The organism is Vibrio sp. AND4, from assembly GCF_000171815.1.
Lineage (GTDB): Bacteria > Pseudomonadota > Gammaproteobacteria > Enterobacterales > Vibrionaceae > Vibrio.
The window spans coordinates 498,710-521,881 of sequence record NZ_ABGR01000001.1 but is presented as its reverse complement, the minus strand read 5'-3'; the positions used below and the strand labels follow the sequence as shown (position 1 = coordinate 521,881).

At 42.9% G+C, this 23,172-nt stretch carries 18 protein-coding genes and 1 pseudogene; 7 read left to right on the top strand and 12 right to left on the bottom strand.

Annotation, left to right across the window (positions count from 1 at the left end; translation table 11 throughout):
• Nucleotides 1-131: 131 nt before the first annotated feature.
• On the top strand, nucleotides 132-1,043 hold the full coding sequence (locus AND4_RS02155) for a class I SAM-dependent methyltransferase (protein ID WP_009841246.1): 912 nt from the start codon (nucleotides 132-134) through the stop codon (nucleotides 1,041-1,043).
• A gap of 82 nt (nucleotides 1,044-1,125) precedes the next feature.
• Nucleotides 1,126-2,046: a homocysteine S-methyltransferase family protein gene (locus tag AND4_RS02150; RefSeq protein WP_043991418.1), complete on the top strand. Its 921-nt coding sequence runs from the start codon at nucleotides 1,126-1,128 to the stop codon at nucleotides 2,044-2,046.
• A 100-nt stretch (nucleotides 2,047-2,146) separates the two neighbouring features.
• Here the strand turns inward: AND4_RS02150 and AND4_RS02145 are convergent, their stop codons facing one another.
• The 3 genes from AND4_RS02145 to AND4_RS02135 all read right to left on the bottom strand — a co-directional run bounded on the left by AND4_RS02145 (nucleotide 2,147) and on the right by AND4_RS02135 (nucleotide 5,682).
• Complete coding sequence (locus tag AND4_RS02145) at nucleotides 2,147-2,338, bottom strand: hypothetical protein (protein ID WP_009841244.1); 192 nt, start codon at nucleotides 2,336-2,338, stop codon at nucleotides 2,147-2,149.
• Nucleotides 2,339-2,615: 277 nt separating this feature from the next.
• A complete protein-coding gene (locus AND4_RS02140) occupies nucleotides 2,616-3,635 on the bottom strand; it encodes a TerC/Alx family metal homeostasis membrane protein (RefSeq protein ID WP_009841242.1) in 1,020 nt (339 codons plus the stop codon).
• Nucleotides 3,636-3,945: 310 nt separating this feature from the next.
• A complete protein-coding gene (locus AND4_RS02135; RefSeq protein ID WP_009841241.1) occupies nucleotides 3,946-5,682 on the bottom strand; it encodes a bifunctional UDP-sugar hydrolase/5'-nucleotidase in 1,737 nt (578 codons plus the stop codon).
• A 278-nt stretch (nucleotides 5,683-5,960) separates the two neighbouring features.
• Between AND4_RS02135 and AND4_RS02130 the strand changes: the two genes are divergently transcribed.
• A complete protein-coding gene (locus AND4_RS02130; RefSeq protein WP_009841240.1) occupies nucleotides 5,961-7,592 on the top strand; it encodes a DUF2813 domain-containing protein in 1,632 nt (543 codons plus the stop codon).
• A 211-nt stretch (nucleotides 7,593-7,803) separates the two neighbouring features.
• Here the strand turns inward: AND4_RS02130 and AND4_RS02125 are convergent, their stop codons facing one another.
• Together AND4_RS02125 and AND4_RS02120 are read right to left on the bottom strand one after the other, a co-directional pair.
• Nucleotides 7,804-8,283: a DUF1097 domain-containing protein gene (locus AND4_RS02125; RefSeq protein ID WP_009841239.1), complete on the bottom strand. Its 480-nt coding sequence runs from the start codon at nucleotides 8,281-8,283 to the stop codon at nucleotides 7,804-7,806.
• 287 nt (nucleotides 8,284-8,570) lie between these two features.
• Nucleotides 8,571-9,476 carry a LysR substrate-binding domain-containing protein gene (locus tag AND4_RS02120; protein WP_009841238.1) on the bottom strand — a complete coding sequence of 302 codons (906 nt, stop codon included), beginning with the start codon at nucleotides 9,474-9,476 and terminating at the stop codon, nucleotides 8,571-8,573.
• Nucleotides 9,477-9,752: 276 nt separating this feature from the next.
• Here AND4_RS02120 and focA point away from each other — a divergent pair, with 276 nt between their 5' ends.
• The gene (gene focA, locus AND4_RS02115) at nucleotides 9,753-11,219 is read left to right on the top strand and encodes a formate transporter FocA (RefSeq protein ID WP_009841237.1); all 1,467 of its coding nucleotides are present in this window, start codon (nucleotides 9,753-9,755) and stop codon (nucleotides 11,217-11,219) included.
• A gap of 135 nt (nucleotides 11,220-11,354) precedes the next feature.
• Here the strand turns inward: focA and AND4_RS02110 are convergent, their stop codons facing one another.
• The 3 genes from AND4_RS02110 to AND4_RS02100 form a co-directional block, all read right to left on the bottom strand.
• A complete protein-coding gene (locus tag AND4_RS02110; protein WP_009841236.1) occupies nucleotides 11,355-11,924 on the bottom strand; it encodes a YceI family protein in 570 nt (189 codons plus the stop codon).
• Nucleotides 11,921-12,460: a cytochrome b gene (locus tag AND4_RS02105; protein ID WP_009841235.1), complete on the bottom strand. Its 540-nt coding sequence runs from the start codon at nucleotides 12,458-12,460 to the stop codon at nucleotides 11,921-11,923. Before AND4_RS02105 ends, AND4_RS02110 begins: the two co-directional genes overlap by 4 nt.
• Before the next feature lie 172 nt (nucleotides 12,461-12,632).
• Nucleotides 12,633-12,875 (bottom strand): DUF2164 domain-containing protein, encoded by a 243-nt coding sequence (locus tag AND4_RS02100; protein ID WP_009841234.1) that lies wholly within the window; start codon nucleotides 12,873-12,875, stop codon nucleotides 12,633-12,635.
• 130 nt (nucleotides 12,876-13,005) lie between these two features.
• Here AND4_RS02100 and AND4_RS02095 point away from each other — a divergent pair, with 130 nt between their 5' ends.
• Both AND4_RS02095 and AND4_RS02090 read left to right on the top strand, forming a co-directional pair.
• A complete protein-coding gene (locus tag AND4_RS02095; RefSeq protein ID WP_043991391.1) occupies nucleotides 13,006-13,638 on the top strand; it encodes a hypothetical protein in 633 nt (210 codons plus the stop codon).
• A gap of 195 nt (nucleotides 13,639-13,833) precedes the next feature.
• Entirely contained in the window at nucleotides 13,834-14,634 is an 801-nt protein-coding gene (locus AND4_RS02090; RefSeq protein ID WP_009841232.1) for an EAL domain-containing protein, read from the top strand.
• Between the two features lie 30 nt (nucleotides 14,635-14,664).
• On the opposite strand, the gene AND4_RS02085 is transcribed toward AND4_RS02090, so the two are convergent.
• The 3 genes and pseudogenes from AND4_RS02085 to AND4_RS20390 form a co-directional block, all read right to left on the bottom strand.
• Nucleotides 14,665-15,915 (bottom strand): DEAD/DEAH box helicase, encoded by a 1,251-nt coding sequence (locus AND4_RS02085; protein WP_009841231.1) that lies wholly within the window; start codon nucleotides 15,913-15,915, stop codon nucleotides 14,665-14,667.
• Nucleotides 15,916-16,226: 311 nt separating this feature from the next.
• Complete coding sequence (locus AND4_RS02080; RefSeq protein ID WP_043991390.1) at nucleotides 16,227-21,017, bottom strand: anthrax toxin-like adenylyl cyclase domain-containing protein; 4,791 nt, start codon at nucleotides 21,015-21,017, stop codon at nucleotides 16,227-16,229.
• A 444-nt stretch (nucleotides 21,018-21,461) separates the two neighbouring features.
• Nucleotides 21,462-21,552 (bottom strand): annotated as a pseudogene (locus tag AND4_RS20390) (ACP phosphodiesterase); the annotation flags it as partial.
• Nucleotides 21,553-22,210: 658 nt separating this feature from the next.
• Here AND4_RS20390 and AND4_RS20565 point away from each other — a divergent pair.
• The gene (locus AND4_RS20565; RefSeq protein WP_083796254.1) at nucleotides 22,211-22,423 is read left to right on the top strand and encodes a hypothetical protein; all 213 of its coding nucleotides are present in this window, start codon (nucleotides 22,211-22,213) and stop codon (nucleotides 22,421-22,423) included.
• Here AND4_RS20565 and AND4_RS02075 read toward each other — a convergent pair.
• Entirely contained in the window at nucleotides 22,420-23,088 is a 669-nt protein-coding gene (locus AND4_RS02075) for an HAD-IA family hydrolase (protein ID WP_009841228.1), read from the bottom strand. The genes AND4_RS20565 and AND4_RS02075 overlap by 4 nt on opposite strands.
• Nucleotides 23,089-23,172 lie beyond the last annotated feature (84 nt).

Sequence of the window (23,172 nt, the reverse complement as noted above, 5' to 3'; positions counted from 1 at the left end):
AACAAGATCGTCTTTTTTGATCTCAATCCACAACAGAACATCCAGGTTGACTTACCCTAACAAAAGTAACCTAAGCACTTACGTTATTCTAAGTATTTAATGACGAAGATGATCTCTCGAAGGCGGTATTTATGAGGAATTTATTCTTGAGCAAGGATGCGACGGCACAAGGCGTGGCCAAGCAACGTATGATTGAAACTCTTGCTGAGCCAGAGCAACGCATCATTAACGACCCATACGCTGAGAGATTTGTTCTTGGAGCGAGTCTAATTAAGTTAATGGGGCATAAATTAAGTGTATGGATAACCAACAAATTTTCGCCAGGCTTCCATCAACATTTGATTTCACGGACTCGTTATATTGATGATTTAGTCCAAAAAATGGCCGCAAATGGAGTTGAGCAATATGTGATTCTTGGCGCTGGGTATGATTTGCGCGCCCATAGACTGAATTTACCCTCCTCATTGACAGTATTTGAAGTTGATCAAGCAGAGGTTCAAACAAGAAAACGAGAGAAACTGCCACCAAAATTAAAACAAAATGGCTGTGTTACCTACGTGGATGTGGATTTCTCTTGTCAGTCATTAACCGAGCAATTATCAGTTGCAGGGTTCGATAAGAACAAGTCGACGCTATTTACGCTTGAGGGTGTCTCACAATATATTTCTAAGGATGCTTTGGCGAGCACAATCAAAGAAATAAAAACGCTCACTCATCATACAAACACGACGTTTTGTTTTTCTTATGTCGATCAGGATCTAACGGAAGAACCAGAGAGGTGTTTCGGTAAAGGCTACTTTAAGCCAAGGGAGCGAGCCGAAACCATAATGCGCTTATCTTCTAAGGTGGGAGAGCCTTGGGTGTCACTCTACACAAAGGCAGAGATCGAACAACTTCTGTCTAACAACGATTTTGTGTTAAAAGAAACTAAGACGCTAAATGATCTAAACAGTGTTTATTTTACGCCTTTGGGTAGAACCGTCCCTGAAGACCATATATTTAAACTGGAACATTTTGTTATTGCGGAGACCGTCGAAGCCTAACCGACATATCTGAAGCACTCAAGTGCCGATGCGGACACAAGTTGCAGACTTCTAACGAGGAGACCATAAGATGGATTTGAGCATGAAAAAGTTAACCATTCTTGATGGCGGTATGGGGCGAGAGCTAAAACGCATAGGCGCCCCATTCTCTCAACCGCTTTGGAGCGCACAAGCTCTGATTGAATCGCCGCAATTTGTCTACCAAGCGCACAATAACTTTATCCAAGCTGGAGCAGAGATCATCACCGCCAACAGTTACGCTTGTGTGCCATTCCATCTCGGGCAAGACGGTTACGAACAAAAAGGTCGTGATTTGGCATGTTTTGCTGCCAAAATTGCACGTGAATGCGCCGATAATGCTCTGGCTTCAGTGCAAGTCGCGGGGTGCCTTCCTCCTGCATTTGGTAGTTACCGCCCTGACCTTTTCGACCCCAATCAGGGCGAAGCTATATTCCGAACCTTGTTTGAAGCTCAAGACGAATATGTAGACCTTTGGATTGCCGAAACCATCTGCAGTTTAAAGGAACTCGATGGTTTGCAAAGCGTATTCAAAAGCTGCAACAAACCTACTGCTTATGCGTTCTCGCTAAGTGATGATTCGATGGAACACGCGTTATTGCGTTCAGGCGAAACCGTTAGGCAAGCCATCGAACATCTTGTCGCCAACGAAGATACGGGCAACACCATCAGCGTTTACTTTAATTGCTCAGTGCCTGAAGTCATGACAAAAGCCATCATTGCAACCAAAGCGGTGTTAGAAAGCCATAACGTCGATATTGAAATTGGGGTTTACGCCAACAACTTTACCGCCATCAAATCCAACCATGAAGCAAACCGTTCGTTGCAATCAATGCGAGAACTGTCACCTGAAGAGTATCTGGCTTTTGCAAAAGAATGGCACCATAACGGCGCAACGGTGATTGGTGGATGCTGTGGAATTGGACCAGAACACATCGCCGTGCTTTCAGAGTGGAAATGCGGAGTTTCCCATGGTTGTAAATAACGGAGAAAACTAGCGATCGTTTTGTGTATTGGAACGGTCAAATTCAGAGACAAAAATGCCGGCGATTAAGCCGGCATTTCGTGTTTGCTTGTCATTCAGGTTAACGGTTCATACCGATGTCTCTCTGAATGTGTGCAGATAGATCTTCTGCGTAGTAACTGCGTGGTGCAGAGTTATCTACGAAAAGAATATCCATTAAGTGAGCAATCAATCCTTTGAAGTTAACCGAGTAGGTTTTCTTATCCATAGAGGTTGGTAAAGCGACATTTGTCATTTGTATTGCTTGTGCCATGATTGCCTCTCTAATTAAGCAGTAATTTGTTTCAACGATTAAATGTTAGTCATTTTTCATCTGGGTAAAAAATGACAAAATTTACCTACTCAGATTAGAAATTCTTATGAAACAATTAATTTACAACCCCAAAGAATACAAAACTCAATCAAGTGCATACTCATTCAACAAAGGTCACATTTGGCTGAATAACTTAATTTTATATGTGTAAATTCAAATCATTTTGCAACATTTATTTAACTTGCATCTTTTTTGGGGTATTTAATTCACAAAATACTTAAGATTTCTGATTAGTAATTTTAACCTCAATTCTGTCACTTTGTTTGTTTTTCCTCATCGAAGCGATAACGGCTGTTGTCATTACTGTTACTAGGAAGGTCAAAGACCAAACGGTTGGAATTTCGTACTGTGAACCGACCAACAGCATCTTGATACCAATGAAGATCATGATCACTGATAGTGCTGGTTTTAGGTAGACAAACTTGTCCAACATTGCTTGTAAAACAAAGTACAAAGAACGCAAGCCCAACAAAGCAAACACATTAGCCGCCAATACTAAGAAAGGTTCGCGCGTTACAGCAAAAATAGCCGGGATCGAATCCAGAGCGAACATTACGTCCATCACGGCAATCACACCCACGACGACCAACATAGGGGTTGCGACCCACTTACCTGCTTGTTTCAGCACTAAGTGGTTACCTTGATACTCGTCCGTCACGGGTAAGAATTTACGAATGAACTGCTCTGGGTATGGGTTCACTTCCTCTTCTTCGCCTTTGTCACGCGCGAGCTTGATGCCTGTCCAAATCAGGAACGCAGCAAATAGGTAAAGTACCCAATGGTATTGCGCTAAAAGTTGAGCCCCCACCGCAATCATGATTGCACGCAGAACTAAAGCGCCTATCACCCCCCATAACAAAGCCCGTGGACGTAAATCTTCTGGCACCTTATATTGCGCGAAGATAATCGCAAACACGAACAGGTTGTCGACACTCAATGACTTCTCAAGCAGGTAACCCGTTAAAAAAGACAGGGTTGCTTTTTCTGGGGTATAAACGCTATGAGGAACGTAATAATCCCATAAGAAATAGATAGAACCGGCAAAGACAAACGCCAATAAGAACCAGAATATGCTCCACCCAATCGCCTTTTTCATAGTTATCACGCCGCCACGCGTCTGATAGATATCAAGAGCGACCAAAACTAGCGTAAATAGACCGAATACACCGTACATTGTCAGTGATTCTTGCAGTGGACCTGGCTGGATTAACTGGGTGGTATTTTCGATAACAGACATGCTTCCTCCCGAGCGGAAGGAGGTAATTCAGGCTAACCTTCCGCAAACAATACAAACCAGCAGTGGCATTACCCATGTAACTGCTAGCCAATGAATGCGTTGGTCTCGTTGAAGTGATCACGTGATGAATCAGGTGACACCTTTATTTACCGGATAAGCTTTGCTTAACGAGATGACGATAAATAAGCTTGCGCTAACTACTCCCCAAACGCCGCCATCATACGCTTGAGTTGCCTGATCTCCAACAAAAAATCGTACTCGACAAAAATAAAGGATTTGATCGAGGCAAAGAGAGATAAAGCCATCTTGTTTACTGGTTTTTCTGCGAATATCGTTTATGGCCTTGATTCAGACAGTTTGGCTCATCCGTTAAAAGCTCGATAAAGCAATCCGCCATAGAAAGGTTGCTGACGAAGCCCTCGCCTTTCATATTGAGCAGTGCTTCGTACCCCTCTTTACCCTTCATTGTGTATGCTGAAGAAGTGCCGCAATACCAAGTGTCATCTTCAATCTCACGCCATCTGTTCCCATCGAAAAGCTCGAGGTTTATAATGCGTTGCCCCTTGGGCGCCTTTGCTTGGTAATCAAAGTTCAAATTGTGCGTATATGGGTAGCTACCAGAACCCGTGCCTTCCACACCATTATTCAGTGCATTGTTGATTGCCCCTTCCAATGCCAACCGAACGGCTTTACCTTGCACTTCATAACAGCCGATTGGAACGGCAAAAGGCAGCAGGCGCCCAGCAACATCGGCCACTGTGATATTCCCTTGATTGAGAGAAGTACGCACCCCTCCTGCATTATGGATGGCAAATTGAACCTTATGTCCACGTTTATTCAGAGCGTGTAGAAAAGCGTGCGCGACGGCTGGAGCGAGCTCACTCCCACCGCATTCGTCCGGGATACGAACATGACGTTTTTTCTCTGACACATTGGTAATCACCTGTGATTGAAGCTGACGCACTCTAGGAATGTATTTGTCGTTTAAGATGGCTTGTGTATCTGGATGCTTTTTACACACAGTGACGTTGGCTTGACCATGGATAAAGTCGCACGCTTGTTCGAAAACACCTTGGTCTAGCTGCTCGTTGAGTGATGAGTCCCAGAAAATTCGACGCCCCAGTAGCAATTCGTTTTGACCACTTACCATGGTTGCCCTGCCGTTTTCATCAAACTCAAGTACGCAGTGCCCCATGGTCAATGCGTGATGACCCGCTTGTACCACATAAGTATCGTTTACTTTGATGCCATAAGGGTCATCTTCACCTAAACCAATCGCAGAGAAGTTACCTTGTAACCTATGACTATGGCCACCAATAATGATACCAATGCCGTCGACTTGTGCTGCGAGTTCCAAATCACCTTCGTAGCCCAAATGGCTCAAAAGAATGATGTTTTTGATACCCGCTTGATGAATGCATTCGACGGTACGTTTTGCTGTCTCGATCGCATTGATAAATGGCGTATCTGCATCGGGGTTAGCGATATCGCTCATCTTATCGATAGACAGACCAAAGATAGCAACTCTCTCTCCGTGAAATTCTTTGACCAGATATGCCGCGCTTTGGGTGTCAGTATCAAAGCTCAGAACGTTATCGCAATCACTCATGCGATGTTCTTTGATCGCGAGTTCGTTCGATAGATCCCAGTTACCTGCAAGCAACGGGAAGCGGGTTCGCTGACAAAACAGCGCGACCGGCTCATTACCCATGTCAAGTTCGTGATTACCTAATGCCATCGCATCGATGTTCAATGCATTTAATAAATCGGCGTTTGCTTTGCCTTTGAATAACGAGAAATACAGAGTACCCTGAAAACAGTCGCCAGCATGAAGAAATAACATCCCCTGACCTTGTCGCTTCGCGTCTTCACGTAACTGTTCTACCCGCGTTGCAATGCGTGAAAAACCACCAGCGCTCACGTAAGGCTCAAGTGTTCGCTCGTTATCAATGTTGAGTTTTAACTGTAATGACGTGGGTTCAAAGTAGGAGTGAGTGTCATTGATGTGTGCCAATTTAATTCTGACTGGCTTTTTATTTTTATTCATCGTCACCTTCTCTTGTTTCATCACTTTTAATTATTAGAACTGAATCATGACAGAATCATGAATGTTATGAAATAGAGGAATAACCATTTCATATTTGCGTGATCAAGATTCATCTACGTATAAATTAACAGGTGACTTTACGCCTAAACCGTGTTCATTCATAGGATCAATGCTCTTAATTTTGTGAACTGAGCTCAGCTTGATATAACCGATTTCATATATGCTTATGAGGAAAGAAAGAATTCTCAATAATTCAGATAATTACAAGGAGGAGTGAGATGAGACTAGAACGCATCGAGATCTCTGGGTTTAGAGGCATCAAGCGCCTTTCACTCTCTTTTGACGAACTAACCACTTTGATCGGTGAGAATACTTGGGGTAAGTCTTCTTTACTTGATGCCCTGTCGCTCGCTCTCCCCGCCGACGGTTCCCTTTATCAATTTCAAATCACCGACTTCCACGTCGACTATGCAATATCACACCCGCAGACTCAGCACCTCCAAATCGTACTTTGCTTTAAAGCGCAAGATAAGCAGGAGGTAAATGCTGGCCGTTACAGGCGGATTAAACCAACGTGGTGCGTCAGCGAAAACAATGATCATGTGATTTATTACCGTCTAAGTGCAAGTCGAGATGGGCACAACATTACAACCAAATATGCATTCTTGGACTACGATGGCGAAGCGAAACAATTGCACCATGCTGAAAAGCTTGCCAAGGAACTCATGACGCTGCACCCAGTGATCCGGCTGCGTGACTCTCGCCGCTTCCCAGAGCCCACTCACATTAATGGTGACAATAAAAACGCCCGCATAGAAAAACGCATCAATAACACCTGCCGTCGGTTATTTGCGATGCCCGGCCATGTAAACAAAGGCGAAGTGCGCAGCAGTCTGGATTCGATGCACACTTTGGTTGAGCACTATTTTGCATTCCGAGGTGTAAATAAAGGCAATCCAAGAAAGCCGAGAGATGGTCTGTTTTACGCCAGCCCTTCCGCTGAAAAAGGGTTATCGCAGTTTTTAAGAGAGACCAACAAGCAAACTCGATTGCTGCTCATGGGGTTGCTGAATGCGTATCTACAAGCGAAAGGCCCCACAGACTTAAGACGTTGTGCTCGCCCTATTTTGATCATAGAAGATCCAGAGGGTCGTTTGCACCCGACTCATTTATCTCGTGCTTGGAGTTTGTTGCAGTTGCTTCCTATGCAAAAGATTCTCACGACGAACAGTGCACGCTTATTGGGCTCTGTACCACTATCTTCGATTCGTCGTTTGGTCCGTTTTTCAGAGCGGACCATTGCAAAATCACTCAGCACTAGCCGCTTTAGTACTGATCAACTGCGCCGTATTGGTTTTCATATTCGTTTTCATCGCTCCGGTGCTCTATTTGCTCGTTGCTGGTTATTAGTGGAGGGAGAAACAGAAGTGTGGCTATTTAATGAATTGGCACGCCAATGTGGCTATGACCTAGCTGCAGAAGGTGTTCAAATTGTTGAATTCGCCCAATCTGGTCTTAAGTCGTTAATCAAAGTCGCACAAGAGTTTGGTATCGATTGGCACGTGGTGACCGATGGCGACCCTGCCGGAAAGAAATACGCGCATACGGTCAGAGTCCATCTCAATAACGATCAGGAGCGTCATCGCCTTACCGAGTTACCTGACAGAGATATCGAACATTTCCTTTATAACAACGGCTTTGAAGTGTTCTTTAAGGACATCATCAAGATTCCTCACGATCATCAAATCCCGGCGAAAAAGATTGTTCACCGCGTTCTGAAGAAACAAGCCAAGCCAGATCTCGCGCTGGCGATTGTCGCCCATTGTGAAAGACGTGGTGTGGATTGTATCCCTGTCCTTCTGCGCTGGACGCTAAAACGCGTGGTGACGATGGCGAACGGCAATACTTAACCCCTTAAAAACAGAAACACGAATCTGAATCCCACAAAAACGTAGTTTCAAAGACATTAACCACAAAGCCATTAGCGACAAAGTCATAAACAGCAAACCCAAAGCAGAAAAAAGCACACCAATATGGTGTGCCCGAGTATCACGTGTCAGGAACCCTGATTATCTGTATTGAACGGGGGAATCAACACACAACGGATACAAATAGGGGTAATTATTGTACTTGTTCTGTGAACGAAGCGTGAACTGTTGACCTGTTGTGTAACCAAAGCCCCGTCGCTTTCATAAGGTAGCCAAACGCGCCACCTAGAATCAGCGATGGCACCACAAGTTGCCAATTGCCATCCGCAGCAAATGTTGCGCATGCGCCAATGAAAGTCCCCGGAATATAAGCCAACCAAGCTTGCTTTGCTTGAATACACATAAAGAATGCGACAATCGCGGTAATAACATAACCGATAATTTCAACACCGACATAAGTAGAGCCATAGATGATTACCATCGCCCAAAAAACGCCTGTCATATTGGTGATCAAGCTCCCCGCAAGGCCTTTTAAGCCATTTGTAGGAGATGCGAAATAACTCGTACAGCCAAGAAAGCCAGCCCAAGATAGTAGACCAAGGGAGATAGCAATCCAGCCCCATACGCCTGAAAGAATGCCTGTGGTGATTGAAATTGCTAAAAGAGTGGTCATGGTATTCTTACCCGCTGCGCTAGTTTCGTACTAATAGGTTCTAAACTGTTTCGATACATTAAAATCAGAAGTACAATAATAGGCATATCTGCTTCACACTTCGTTGATCAATATCGCATAAAATATTGCACTTATTGCATGTTTTACACAATAAATTAGACGCAACCGATAAATCAACAGATTTAGTAAATAGCAAAAGGGTAAATTGGCTGGTATATCGGTTAAATAATGCGCTTAAATTACGATTAAGCCCCGCCGGACATGACTTGGATGATTTCTAAGTCGACCTAGAATGAAGAAGGTTTGCCTTTCATCATATTCAGCCCCTCGCGCTTAATACAATCGACCAATGGGTTTTCTACCATATCGGCGCGCCAGATAAAGGATATCGTTCGATCCATTTTGAGATCCGGTACCTTGAGTGCAACTAGCTCCCCAGTTTCAAGGTAGGGTTCTACATCAAGGTAAGGTAAACAGGTTAAATATTGCCCGTTTGATACCAGGCGTATGAGAACTGGTACGTACTCGTATTCACGCCACACGTCCAAATCTTCAATAAGGTGATGAATAGAACTATCAAAAATCTTACGGGTACCGGATCCATGTTCGCGCAACACCCATTTAGCCTGTTCAAGTTGCGCCACGCTCACCGAAGCCTTGCCTGCAAATGGGTGGTGAGATGCAGCGACAACAACAAGGTGATCACGACACCAAACCTCTTGGTGCAAACGGTTATCATCACAGCGGCCTTCAATCACGCCAAGATCGTATTTGTAATCCAACACGCCATCGATAACAGCTTGAGTACTTTGTACACCCAGTGAGATGCGCATTTCTGGGAAATCACCATCAATGTGGCTGATAAGCTCAGGCACTAAATGTTCTGCTGGTGTTTGACTCGCCCCTAGTCGAATATGTCCACTCAACAAGTGCTGTTCGTGAAACCCCATTTCAATTTGGAGCGCATCTTGAAGCAAACGCTTTGCTTTTGGTCTGAGCCACATCCCCCAGTGCGTTAAAGCCATTTGTTTGCCCTGCCTTTCAAATAAGGGCCTACCCAGCATTTTTTCCAACTGAGCCAGTGACATGCTCGTGGCAGATTGAGTCAGGGCCAACTTATCCGCAGCCTGGCTAACGCTGCCGGCATCTGCAACTGCGTCAAATACGGCTAATTGCTTTAGTGAATAACGCAAAGTGTTCTCCCTTATTACCGAGTATGCGCAATACTGTCGCAAGCCCAAAATACAAACGCTGATATGCGCTACGGTTTATTTTACCTGCCTTTAGAAACTTATCAAATAATCTGATGAGGGCACTCAATATTATCAATTTTACTTGTAGGCCATCGCGACGTAGTCTACGTTCAACACACTGCAACAAATGCAATAACAACGTCAATTCGAGTACAGAAAACATCTCGATTTCATACAGCAAGAAATTCACATGAGACCACCGAGTAAGGATTCATTATGACAGTGACCAGCTCTCAAAATCACCAGTATTTCTCTCCAAAAGAAATGATGGCTGAAGCAGAGAAGTTTGCACTTAGCAAAGCGAACAAAACCAGCAGCATGACACTTGGCTTGGCCACTATGGCAGGTGCATTCATCGGTTTAGCATTCTTGTTTTATATTACGGTGACAACGGGTAGCGGAGGCACGGGTTGGGGCCTTAGCCGTCTTGCAGGCGGTTTAGCATTCAGTATGGGTTTGATACTCATCGTTATTTGTGGTGGTGAGCTATTTACCAGTTCAGTACTTTCGAGCATCTCCTGGGCAAACAAACAGATCTCATTCGGCAAAATGCTGTCGATTTGGGGCAAAGTTTATGTGGGCAACTTCATCGGCGCGATGTTACTTCTTGCATTGGTCAGTGCGGCTGGCATGTACCAAATGGATGCGGGCCAATGGGGGTTAAACGCGTTAAACATCGCACAGCACAAACTCCATCACACATTGATGCAAGCTTTTGCGTTAGGCATTTTATGTAACTTATTGGTTTGCCTCGCCGTCTGGCTAACTTTCAGCTCAGCAAATGCGATGACGAAAGCCGTCATGACTATCATGCCAGTAGCAATGTTCGTCAGCAGTGGCTTTGAGCACTGTGTGGCAAACATGTTCATGATACCGCTTGGCATTGTTATCTCTAACTTCGCACCAGAATCGTTCTGGACGGCTGTTGGTGTCCCGGCTTCTCAATATGCAGATTTAAACATCGGTAACTTTATTACGGCAAACCTCATTCCTGTGACCTTAGGTAACATTGTTGGTGGTGCTGTATTAGTTGGCCTCGCTAATTGGTGTATTTACCGTCGTCCAGAGATGAAAGCGGCAGAAATTGAAGCAGAAGAAGTGGCATCAGTGACAAGCACGACTGCCCTCACGTCGGTCAAAGAGAGCGCGATAAAAAACGTCTCTATGGTAAAAGATATCATGAACCCTAGCCCACTGACTCTGAACCCAGAAATGCCAGTATCAACCGCATTGGACATGCTATTGGATAATCATTTAACCAGCGCCCCCGTTATTGGCATTGACAATCGGTTGGTTGGTTTCCTCTCGGCACATGACGTGATGGTTGATTTGTGGTGCCAAGATTACCTTCCTACTAAAGAACAGACCGTCGTAGATTTGATGAGCCGTGACGTTGTCGCCATAGAAGCAAATGAGCGCTTGGTCGATGTAGTTGAATTCCTATGTATTGATAAAGACCAGCTTTACCCGACGACAAGCATGGGCATGACAACGCGTGTGACTTCTCTTTCTTTAGAGGAACGAGCGAAAAGCATTAAAGTAAACAAACCTCAAATTCTTCCTGTCCTAGAAAATGGTTTGATGGTTGGCGTGGTAACACGTAACGAAGTGCTTAAAGCGCTGCGTCCAATTTACGCTGAACGTTTAGATCGAGTAGAAGAAGACGTTTTGGTAACAGCATAAAATACTGGCGTAAATCGTATCCGCGTGAGAGATAAAACCAGTAACGCATATCAAACCAATAAAATAAGTTAGAACCAGCAAAAAGCGCTCATATTAAAGAGCGCTTTTTTCATGTGCTGGGATAAAAACGAAACGTTATTTCTTCACACCTTCGATGTGTAATTCCATATCCACGTAGCTCGATGAACCCATGACTGGAATTTTAAAATCAGCAAGCTCTAGGCGAGTTTGACCGATAAATCCTGCACGCTCACCACCCCATGGGTCTTTACCAGCACCAATAAATTCTGCTTCGATTGTGATGGGTCTTTTCTCACCGTGAAGAGTAAGATCACCTGTCACGTCTAGCTTGCCGTTGCCTTTATCTTCCACTTTTGTACTCGTGAACATCGCTTCACTGTATTTTCCTGCATCAATAAAATCACCGCTTCGAAGGTGTTTGTCACGTTCCGCATGGTTTGAGTCAAGGCTTGTCGTATCAATCACTACGTTAATTTTCGAATCAGCGATGTTTTTTTCATCAAAAGAAAAGTCACCAGAAAATGTATTAAAACGACCTTTGATGAAACTGTAACCTAAGTGACTAACTTTGAAGTTAATTGAAGCATGAGCGCCTTTCGTATCGATAACATAATCAGCAGCGTTAGCACCTAAAGGCAGTGCCATAGCAATTGCTAGTCCTGTAGCGAAAAGTGACTTTTTCATTTTGAAGCTCCTAACATTTTTCTTAATGTGTTGTCTTTATCGATAAAGTGATGTTTTAACGCAGCAACGGCATGTAAACCAGCCATGAGTATGACCGCCCATGCTGCGTAAAAGTGTATTTCACCTGCAATATCCGATTGATCCGGAAATAATTCCCCCGCCCCTGGTACCGTAAACCAATTAAAAACTTCGATACCACGACCATCAGACGTTGAGATGAGGTAACCTGACATGAAAATCGTGATGAGTAACAAATACATCACGCCATGCGCGGCTTTTGCTGCAATGACTTCGTAAGGTTTCCCTTCCACTTTTGGTGATATCGTCATGTGTTTCCATGCGATACGTGTCAAAGTGAGGGTTGCCAACAAAATGCCTACAGAGCGATGGTAATGTGGCGCGGTGCGATACCACTCGCTGTAGTAACTCAGATCGACCATCCACAAACCCACGGCGAACAAGCCGATAATGCAAAGCGCAGATAGCCAATGCATTACTCGCGCAGTGAAGTTGTAATTCTTTACCAGTGTTTCCATCTCTCGTCCTAGATATGTTTCTAAGTTGATGCCAATCAGAAACACTACATTAACTTAATTACTCGATATGAAACAGATTATTTACCATCCTTTACACCAAACCAATCACACCCTTTCTAACAACTTGTTCTAAAAATCTGAAGGAACTTTAATTCACATTGAAAACTGAGACTTAAAGCTTGATCTCTTGTTCTATCTCATACAGCTCCTCATTCATCTCCTGCATACGTCGTTCTATTACTACTTTGGCATCCTCAATACCTTTGTTGTAATAAAATGGCGCCAGTTTTTCAGTGATGAAATCAATCAAAAATTCACTGTCAAATTGGCCAATTTCTACTTCTAACTCGTCTTGCATGTAATCCTGAATGGCTGTTGCTAACGCTTCTTTTTGCTCTCTTTTTAGTTTGATCATATTTCACCTGCGGAACTGTTTTCTCAATTTTGACGTTTAGATCAGGAAGTTGCCTAATCAAATTAGTCTATCCTAAAAGGACTATGCTAACCTCTCGCTGTTAAATCTGTTAACTGTTAAGGGATATTCTTTGCTACTCGACTTAGTCATCCAAAGTGTCAATGATTTTCAGGACGATTGCCTCAAGCTGTGTGAAAAGCATTATCCTGCCGTGCATAATCAAGGAATGAGCGAACATCACCTAGGATTGGCGTTTGCAAGAAGAATGGAGCACACATTTCGTCATTTTGGCCACAGCAGTGTCATCAAGCCTATTGAAGTCGTAAATGCTCCCGATTTACCTCATCATTATCGAATCACTTCTGAGATAGGCACGGTATGGGTCCTAAGCCATCATATGGTAAGTGCTGGTCATTCTTGCCGGGAGAACTTGCTCTCTTCCATCATGGAGTGGCAAAGCGAATATGGCTATGCCCTACAGCCCAACGACTTACTTTTTGTCGTTTGTGACCACTGGATTGGCCGCAGTAAGCCAAGCCGTGAACTGTTGCACTGGTGGATGAGTGAACTCCCAGAGCCAATCAGCCAATACACGGAACAAGGCATCACTTTGTATACCAGCGAGTCACAACTAACAAAATCGATTGATGCACGTTTTGGTATTAGCCCCTGCTACCTTCAATTAGCCCACCCTTTGCGCCGTTCTGACAAACAACAACTTGTCCGCAAGTACCTTCAACTCTATGCGGTATTTCAGTGGTAGCATCAAAACGCAACAGATTGATTATCAGCCCATACATTGATTTTTTTGATGCTAGTCGACATTTCAGCTCAATCAGCACTAACTACCTTGCCTAAACCCCACTGCCACAATTAGATTCAAACAACTGAACTAAAACTAGATGCACAACAATCAGTAAAGCATCAGAGAAGTATCTTGGCCTAGGTTATAGCAATAATGATAAGCATTACGCAGCTGCTTAGCTGCATTTCAAGACAATCAGATGGGCAGTACATTGCCCAATACGAGCAACTGAAGCTGAGAAGCGTGTTTCAGCCTATTTATCAGGAAGACCTTTCCATTATTGGGCTCGAAGCTTTGGTTCGAATTAGTAGTCAAGACGGACAAACGATCAAACCCGATCAATTTTTCCAATCGACGACTATCCCTGTCAGAGACCAAATCAATGTTGAACGATTGAGCCGTTTGATCCACATCAGCAATTTTGGTCAATCGAAATTTAAGAATAAGAAGCTCTTTCTTAATATGTTGCCTAGAGTTGCTGAACTGTTGGCACGAGATAGCTCTTACAGCAATCTATTGAAACAAGCGATTGTTGAAGCGGGCCTAAGCCGTGAGCAAATTGTGATGGAGTTGGTGGAGTTACACGCGAGTGATGAGAACTTTCTGTGCCAAGCGTCGCATCACTTAAGAGACTGTGGTTATGTGCTAGCAATTGATGATTATGGGGTCGATGCCTCAACGATTGAACGCGTAAAATGCGTTAGACCTAACATCATAAAAATAGACCGATCATTGTTATTGCGATATGAAAACGGTGATTTCGATTGTTTGGACGAGGCATTGGCTCTCGCTAAAGATATGCACTCACAAACGGTCATAGAAGGAATTGAAACCGAGCATCAGTTGACACTGATGAAGAGGCTCGGCTTCGATATGTATCAAGGTTACTTGCTGGCGATACCTCAAACGCTTGAAGCGCATCAAAAAACCAAAACAAAAACCAAAGTGACTTAACCAAAATCGCTAAGAACCGCTATCACTTTTTTAGTTTCGTTTTTTGCCGCGGTTCTTGTGAATAGCGAGCTTCGCTTTCATCTTACGTTTCTCTGAGGAGCGGCTCTTGCGGCCACCGCTGTTACGCTCTGGTTCGACTTCTTCGATCAAGCTTGGTTCGAAGCCCTCTAGCCATTCCTGCGGTAAACGCTTATCCAGTAAATTTTCAATCGCAGTTAATAAGTATTCTTCATCATGACTCATTAAAGATACGGCCAAACCTGATTTACCAGCACGCCCTGTACGACCGATTCGGTGAACATAGTCCTCTGCTTTAAACGGCAGATCAAAGTTCACCACTTGCTCTAGCGCTTGAATATCTAATCCACGAGCCGCTACATCGGTCGCGATTAATGCGCGAACTTTCCCTTCTTTGAAATCATCAAGGGCACGTTGCCGGGCGCCTTGAGACTTATCACCGTTGATTGAAACTGCTTTGATGCCATCCAGTTTAAGTTCTTTTACAAGCTCATCACTGCCTTGCTTGGTTTTTGTAAATACCAAAACCTGCTGCCAGTTACGAGAGCCAATTAAGTAAGCCAATAGCTCACGTTTACGTTTTTTATCTACCGGATAAACCATTTGCTTCACGTTTTCTGCCGTGGTGTTCGCAGGCGAGACTTCCACCTCTATCGGAGTGTCCATAAGCTTATAAGCAATGGTTTTAATGCGTTCCTCGAACGTTGCAGAGAACAACATGGTTTGTTTGTCTTGAGGTAGTCGACGAAGAATACGTTGGAGATCGGGCCAGAATCCCATGTCTAGCATCCGGTCTGCTTCATCAAGCACAAGAATACCCGTCTTAGCGATGATGACATTACCGTTAAATAAGTGATCCAGTAAGCGGCCTGGTGTCGCGATAAGAATATCTGCGCCCTCTTCCAGCTTTTTCTTTTGCACGCCAATACTGGTGCCACCGTAAACGCACACGATGTTAAGGTTTGTATTGGCCGAGTACTGAATAAGGTTATCCATGACTTGCTGAGCAAGTTCACGCGTTGGCACAAGAATAAGTGCCTTTGGCGCGCCGTCACGTTTGTTTTGCTGAACCGATTGGATAATCGGCAGGCCAAATGCAGCCGTTTTACCTGTTCCCGTTTGCGCGGCAGCAAGAAGATCTTTCCCTTCCAATATGTGTGGAATCGACTTTTCCTGAACAGGCGTCGGGGTAACGATATTCATACCACTCAAAGTATCAACCAGCTGTTGTGCAATGCCAAGATCAGCGAAATTAACGGACATGATAAACCTCATAATTTTTGGAGCGCAAAGTTTACCAGAGCACTTCTGGTCATACTACCTTTCGCAGTTAGACATGATGAATTTATCAATCATTGATTTAGTGTGCATGGTGGCACTTGGGTATCTTTATACCCAAGTAACATAGAGATGCATGGTTCAACGAGAATAACTTGGTTTGCAGACGTGACATCGATTTAAAGGTCTTGCGGGTTAAAAACAAGCGTCGACAACAAAAACATAGAAAATAAAAAGACCCCACTTTTAAAAGTAGGGCCTTCACCAACCATAGATATCTGGAAGTTGGCTCTCAGTTACGGTCGAAATTGAGTTTGTTTGTTAGCTAGGTCTGGGGCTATCCATTCTCCATCAGCATCTTTTTCAATGCGTAACAATTGGTCGCTTGCTGGCGTTCTAAGGTAATTCTCACCGTCAATCGATGTTACATGATAATAATAATAACCAACTCTTACCACACGTATGGTACGAGATATCCATTGCCCACCATATCTATTTTTAACGGTAGCAATATAATGTATCCCATTCGTTGCTGCTTCAATTTTGGCGATTTGGTCTCTCACTCGATACATGTGAATTTTTTGCGCTGGGATTTTTCCTTTCGGCAAAGTTTCATCAAATGGTCTCGGACGATAAAAATCTATTTTGGCCGCGTCAATATCGCCGAATAGAAGTTTGTCTACTTGTTCACGAGCATTCAAGTAAGCGTGGGATAACCGATTTTTCCGTGCCAACTGGGCATAATTTTCTGACCACTTGGTATTAAGCGCACCAGTAAAGTGAACATTGGTCATCAATTGATGGAAATTCGCAAAGTCATCGGCATTTTGCAGGATAATGGCGCCATGGTTATCAACTTGGAAGAAATCACGCAGCCCTCCCTGATTTGGTCCAAACGCATCATTGTTCAGATATTGTTTGGGGACAAAGTACGTTGCAGGAAAATTGTCATTAATCACTGCACCAGGGTTGGCATCATCCGCGCCGTGGTGCACTAACTCCATACCATTACTACGTCCTAATCGACCATTAATCTTATCTTTTAAGCCGATAACCCGATCTGAAATAATCCCAAGCTGCATATTATTCACTTTGTTGTAAAGGTCTTCACTGTCATACAAATCCTTAATCTTGGGATCTAATTTTTCTGGATCCTTGATAGATTTTTTCCAATCTGCCCAGGGCTCAGGCATCTTGAACATATCTGGCGCACCGTAATCCGTAATATGTGTCATAACACTGAATAGATCGTAATCAGCCGTCATTGGCTTCCCGCTAATCGGGTCTCCCATCACCATCAAGGGTACTGTTGTAGTAGGATTGCCATTTTCAACCACATACACGGACCATAATCCCTGCCCATCTTTTTTGTATTGAAGCTCAACACCATCCGACACTCCTGAGCATATACCCGTTTCAGCATCACAATCGAACATCGGGATCAGTGGGTTGTCACCACTTTGCAGCTCTTTTAAGCGATCCTCATTAATAGTCAATTGTACAGGCTTAGCAGCCCCACTATTGATTGCATTGTCAGAGTATTGATTAAAGCGATCGACCTGAGCACGCGCTGAAGCTTTCGCGTACTTTTGGTCCACTGGGATAAATCCAGCATGTGGTCCCCAATCCGAACTTTTGGATTTAATCAGCAAGCTCTTACTACTGTATAAGCCCGACTCCAACAAACTGCGGTTATTTGGGTCAACCGCGCGAATTCCAATAATCACATTTTCTTCATCGGCAATATTCGCTATCGCGATACGATCAGCATTAGGGATGCCTACGACTTTATCCGGATCAAAGTCTGGGCGATCTTTGGATGAAATACGAAAATTGCGAGACTGATAGACCTTAGGTGCATAAGGATCCGTATTTTTGCGCTTAATCTTCTGCGCTCGCTGTTTGATTTTTAGCGAAGCTGATTTGGCACCTTTAATAATGTCAGTGATGGGTAGAACGTTCATTTGATCAAATACCGTTTTTGGTAGGCTCAACCACGCCTCTTTGGCCTGCTTTCTCGCCACTTGCAAGTCGATATCAAATGTTTCACCCACTACGCGTTTATTACTCCCAATCTGAACAACGTTGATGGCTGAACTGACCTTATATTTTTTCGGTAAAGAATGTGAAACAACCTTACCTGTCATTTTTCCAGTATTGAAAGCAGCCTTACCAATCGGTAAGAAAAAACCGACATCAGAAAGCAAGCCTAGAGATCCCATGTAGTAATTCCCTTTTTGAAAATCTTCCACGGTTGCCCACACCGGGACAATCATTTGCATAACCCCCTTAGCATAATCCCAAGCAGTATTTGTGGTTTTCAACTGATCTCTATTATCAAGTAAGTGCTGGATGAGTGTGCTGGCCAATAAATCCTTATCAGTCCCCCAAGAAACCCGTTTATGAGTGTATTTGGATTTACAATAGTTATACCAATAATACATGCCACTAAAATCATCCCATGGACAACGTTTACCATTTTCCTTGTTCAATTCTGTAAAAAGAGGTGATTCGTCACTGAGGTCATTGAAATCTAAATCTTGATATCGAAACGAAATTCTTTCGGTATCGAAGAAATCAACAATAGAATTGGGCAAAAATGTGGTGTAGCCCAAGCCTGTGCTAGTGAACACGTATTTATCCGCCGCATAATCAGTCACCGTCGTGCTCTGCCCCATCCCGCTGTGGTCTTGTCTTACTTTATATAGCTTCATACCATAATGTAAACGTGCATCCGCTGCCTGTGCTTCATTAAGACTAAACTCACTCCGCCCCGACAGCTTGGCCTTAGAATCAGTCATGGCACCTAAAAATACCCCGAGCTTTTGCGCCAACACGCGGTGATTTTTGTGCCACTCGTTTTGCACTGTATTCAAAGCGCTCCCTAGCTCTTGATTATCCTTTTCAATCAACCAAGACGGAACGTTATAGCCATAGCCAGGAAGCAGATGGAGTCGACCATGGACCAAATACGGCTTCCAGAGCTCGTCAACTACAGAAGGGGGGGCACCGTAATTAAAGAGCCTTGCTTTGGTGTACATTTCATCGGTCAGAGGATAATTAAAGATATGTTGTTTTGCCTCATTATCGTATTCAAGTGGCACCAACATGGTTTGTAGGTCTTGATAGGCGTTATGCCATGACAATATGGTATCTACAACCACACGTTTTCTATGAACTTCATTCATATTGCCAGCAAACTTGAGCGGCAAGTTTGAATTCGTGAAGGTTGAATAGAGCAATTCTCGAAATGCTTGATTAACATCCAATTTCGTCAAACCAACCGATTGTAGCTCGTCTACTAGAGCTGGTTCCAAACCACTTCCGATGTAAGCTTCTAGAGCCTTTTCCGTTAGTTTTAAAGATAAGCGATGCAGTAAACTGGATTTAATGTTGTTAGGTGAACCATAAGCGTAAATTGAGTCTATACCCACTGCATCAAGTGCGGCTTTCACGCTGAGCATCTCCCAGTCTTCTAAATCATCTACTTCTTTTTGGTAAACTATCGCCGCTATTTGGGCGAAGTTTTTCCCTAAAAATCCTCCCTCAATGCCTCGGTAATTGAGCGTTCCCGCTTCAATATCAATACTTACCTCGGGGTTGTTTGAGGAAAACACCTCTTTCGCTAACTCTACCCCATCCAGATCAGGATAACGCATAGTGAGTTGCATATGTAAGTAAGCATCGGTTGGGTGAATATTCAATTCATGATCCAAAGTTTCTTGAGGGGGGACGAAATCCCAAGGAGGAACGGCAACAAGAGAGAGTGGCTTAAAGGAAAAATCACTGTTCCAGAACATGGGTAAATCGCCAGAAAATGGCCCATTTACGATCTTTTTATTTACTCCAGCATATGAATAGAAATCGGAAATACCCACTCGCCAATCTTTTGGAATATCGGCAGAAAGTGCTTCATAAGGGTTATCGTAAAAATCACTGAATGTAAGAGAAAGGTTATGGCTGACATACATATCGCTTTCTTTCAATTTTCGGATCGAAACCGCCTTTCCTTTTTTATCAGGTTTTGAGTAGATCAGCGGATAACTATTATTCATAAAATCCTCCGACATCTGATCATACTTCTCTTCGACGTGTGTCCACTCTTTTATTAAATGCTCATTGAGAAACTCTGCATTATTAAGCAATTGCATACTTGAAGTAATATTTGGCGAGTATTGAAATGCTAATGATGCTTGAACTTGCTGTTCACTTCCGTATTCGAAGTAAGAATCTTGCTCTAACTCCGCCAAAATATGTAAGCGCAACAATGCCGACAAACGTGATCTGTCAATATATTCCGATGCAAGACCATTTTTGATGGCTGGTTCAATCAGACTCCTTTGTAGAAACCACTCAATATTTCCTTTAGATTTTTCTTCAAGGAAATTACGTGATAGTCCGTTGTTATACGCCCCTTTTACACCTGTTTTACCTGCTAAAACCTCTTTGACAAAAATGGCATAATTTTCAACATTACTGGTGTTTTTGAGTCGATAATCCTCTTCACCAATTGAAATAGGTAACAAATCGACAAAGTCTGCACTCAAATCTTGCTGCAAACTGATGATGAACGGCACACTCAAAAGGTCGGTCAAAATAGACAAATTGGAAATAGGCCCTGGCTGGGCGGCTTGCTGTTCGTAGAGTGCAACGCCTGACTGTAAGTCATAGCTTTGCTGGACTAATTCACTGCGTACGTGACCAGGAAATGCCACATTTGTGACAATACATTGGGCATAAGGGTCATTATCCCCTGTGGTCATGGCATCACGTGTGAATGACAGCATCCCCGCCTGATCATCAAGCACACCAAAGTAAACCTCTTTCGAAAGATAAGGCCTTTCCAGCGATTTATTATATCGCATTAGTTCAACGTTGATGATGGTGCCTTTTCCTATCTTATAGCCCTGGTGAAATTCAGTATTGATCGAGACTTGGCAAGCATATTTTTTTGTATCAGGATAATAGACATTTTGCGCAGAATACCTTACGGGTAGAGCACCATAGGCCGATGGGGATAAAACACCTAATACCGGAATCATAGCTGAAAAAATCAAGCTACACCTAAATAATTTATTTTTTCTCATAACCTAGAAACCTATATTTACAATTAAATTAAAAACAGAATATCTAAATTCAATTAAGGTAAAAATGATATACAACTTGTAGTGAAAAATATTAAACAACCTTGAAAGATATATTTACTATTAAATCAAAAATCCTATAGAAAATAATCAGTATACTATATAGTACATAATTATTGGTTGTACCTAATGCTTGAACTACAAAACCAATATTTACAACATGGTTAATAAAACATAAAATTTCATATCGACAAACTACGCATAATTACTTATTGATGAAGTGACAAAATAATATTAACCAAATAATAAACACTATAATTTGGGTTTAATTTTCAGACGCAGCATTGACTTAAAGAACAGGTAGGACCAGCAGAAGAACAACTATTACGCTACGCTGTAGTCATCAAAATCGCTTGATTATATATCAATGAAAATATCAGTATGGCACTGCTTGCTTGGAGTTCCCTTTACGAAATCTCCAAGCACGTTTCTGATTAAATGGTTATTGCAGTAAAGCAATATGGTGGTGGGCTAGCAGTTCATTAAACGCTGTGAGTGGCCTATTGGCTCGTTTTACATGAACTGATGCATCACGTCAGTTGCGGCGGGGCGATAGTACTAATTTGTATTGGATGTACTATCCGCAGTGAATACAATCATTGTCTCTATTCGGCTTCGCTTTCTGAGCCAATGTAGTCCGACAAGATGATACCAATTTCGAGAGCATCTAGCATCTCTAGGCATTCGTCGTTGTAGTATTGGTCGCTCATGGTGACCTCCTTTCTTTTATATATCCTGAAGCAATCTTGCTTCCATCCTTGCTATCACTTTCTTTTTCAATGACAACAATTCCCTTTTATAAGCTTTATATGACACATTCATGACAGCGAAAAGTAAAGTTTCAGAAAGCTATGACAGAAATCATAAGTAAACGTTTGCGTTTGTCTTTATCATCCTATTTAAAGCACTTTGTCCGTTTTCAATATTATGTGGATGGTACTTTTCTTACCTAAAGATTTTGACCGTTTGCTAAAAATTTCCGTTACGTTTTCTGTGCTGGACTAAATTTGCACATCCAAAGATTCCTGAGTTTGAAGTGAATCGAAATAACCCCTTAAATTTAGTAAATGAACATTCAAAGGATAAATGTTCAACTATCCGATTAATGCTATTTAAATTTCGCTGTTGGTGAAAATATGAATAATTGCAATAAAAAAGACATTGAAATACTTCTGTGTCCGCTCTGCCAATGCGATGAGTACCTAATTTCATCCGACGGTGAGAAGTTTATTTGCGCTACTTGCGGGTTCCATACAAACAAACTCACGTCCATACAATGTTTATGTGACAAAACGCCTCTACAAACTAAATTTAAACATATCCATAGTTTGACTAACGCTTGTCATTAAACTGAGCAACCTAAGAATTGTTCATTGACTTCATCAAGATGATGAATTCGGATTACACGCTCATCTTCAACCTTGTTGATTGGTGCACCATTGTAAAGTTGAACGGTTTTTACCCCTGCGTTTAAACCTGCTTCGACACCTTTCGGCGTATCATCAATATATAGACAATCACTCGGCAGAAAACCCATGTTCATCGCGCTATACATAATCAGGTCTGGTTCAGGTTTCCAACTATTCGCCTCAAACGCAGAAAATACTTTTCCTTTAAATGCGTCGAGAAGGCCGGCTAATTTAAGTGAGTACTCTACCTTGTCTCTAGGACCATTTGACGCTACACAATACTCGATGTTATTAGACTTTAGGAATTGAATCAGGCGCTTCGCACCATCCATTGGTTTCAAGTGGCGACCAAACAGCAGTTGGAGCTCGGAACGGTAAAGTGGCTCTAAAACGTCAATCGGTACATTGACCTTCATAAGCGTCCTGGCATCGTTCAGGATGTCTGCCAATTTTCCACCCCTGAAATGTGCAACACACTCCTCAAAACTCATCTCTATACCATAGCGCCCAAAAACGTCGACTAATGCCTTACAGCACAAACTTTCACTGTCCACTAGGGTGCCGTCACAATCAAATATAACGCACTTAATGTTGTTGATAGCCATAAGACTTTCCTTACCAATAAACATTACAAAATCATTCATTGATCAATTAACGATTCACGTAATTCCTATTCGCTTATTTACATG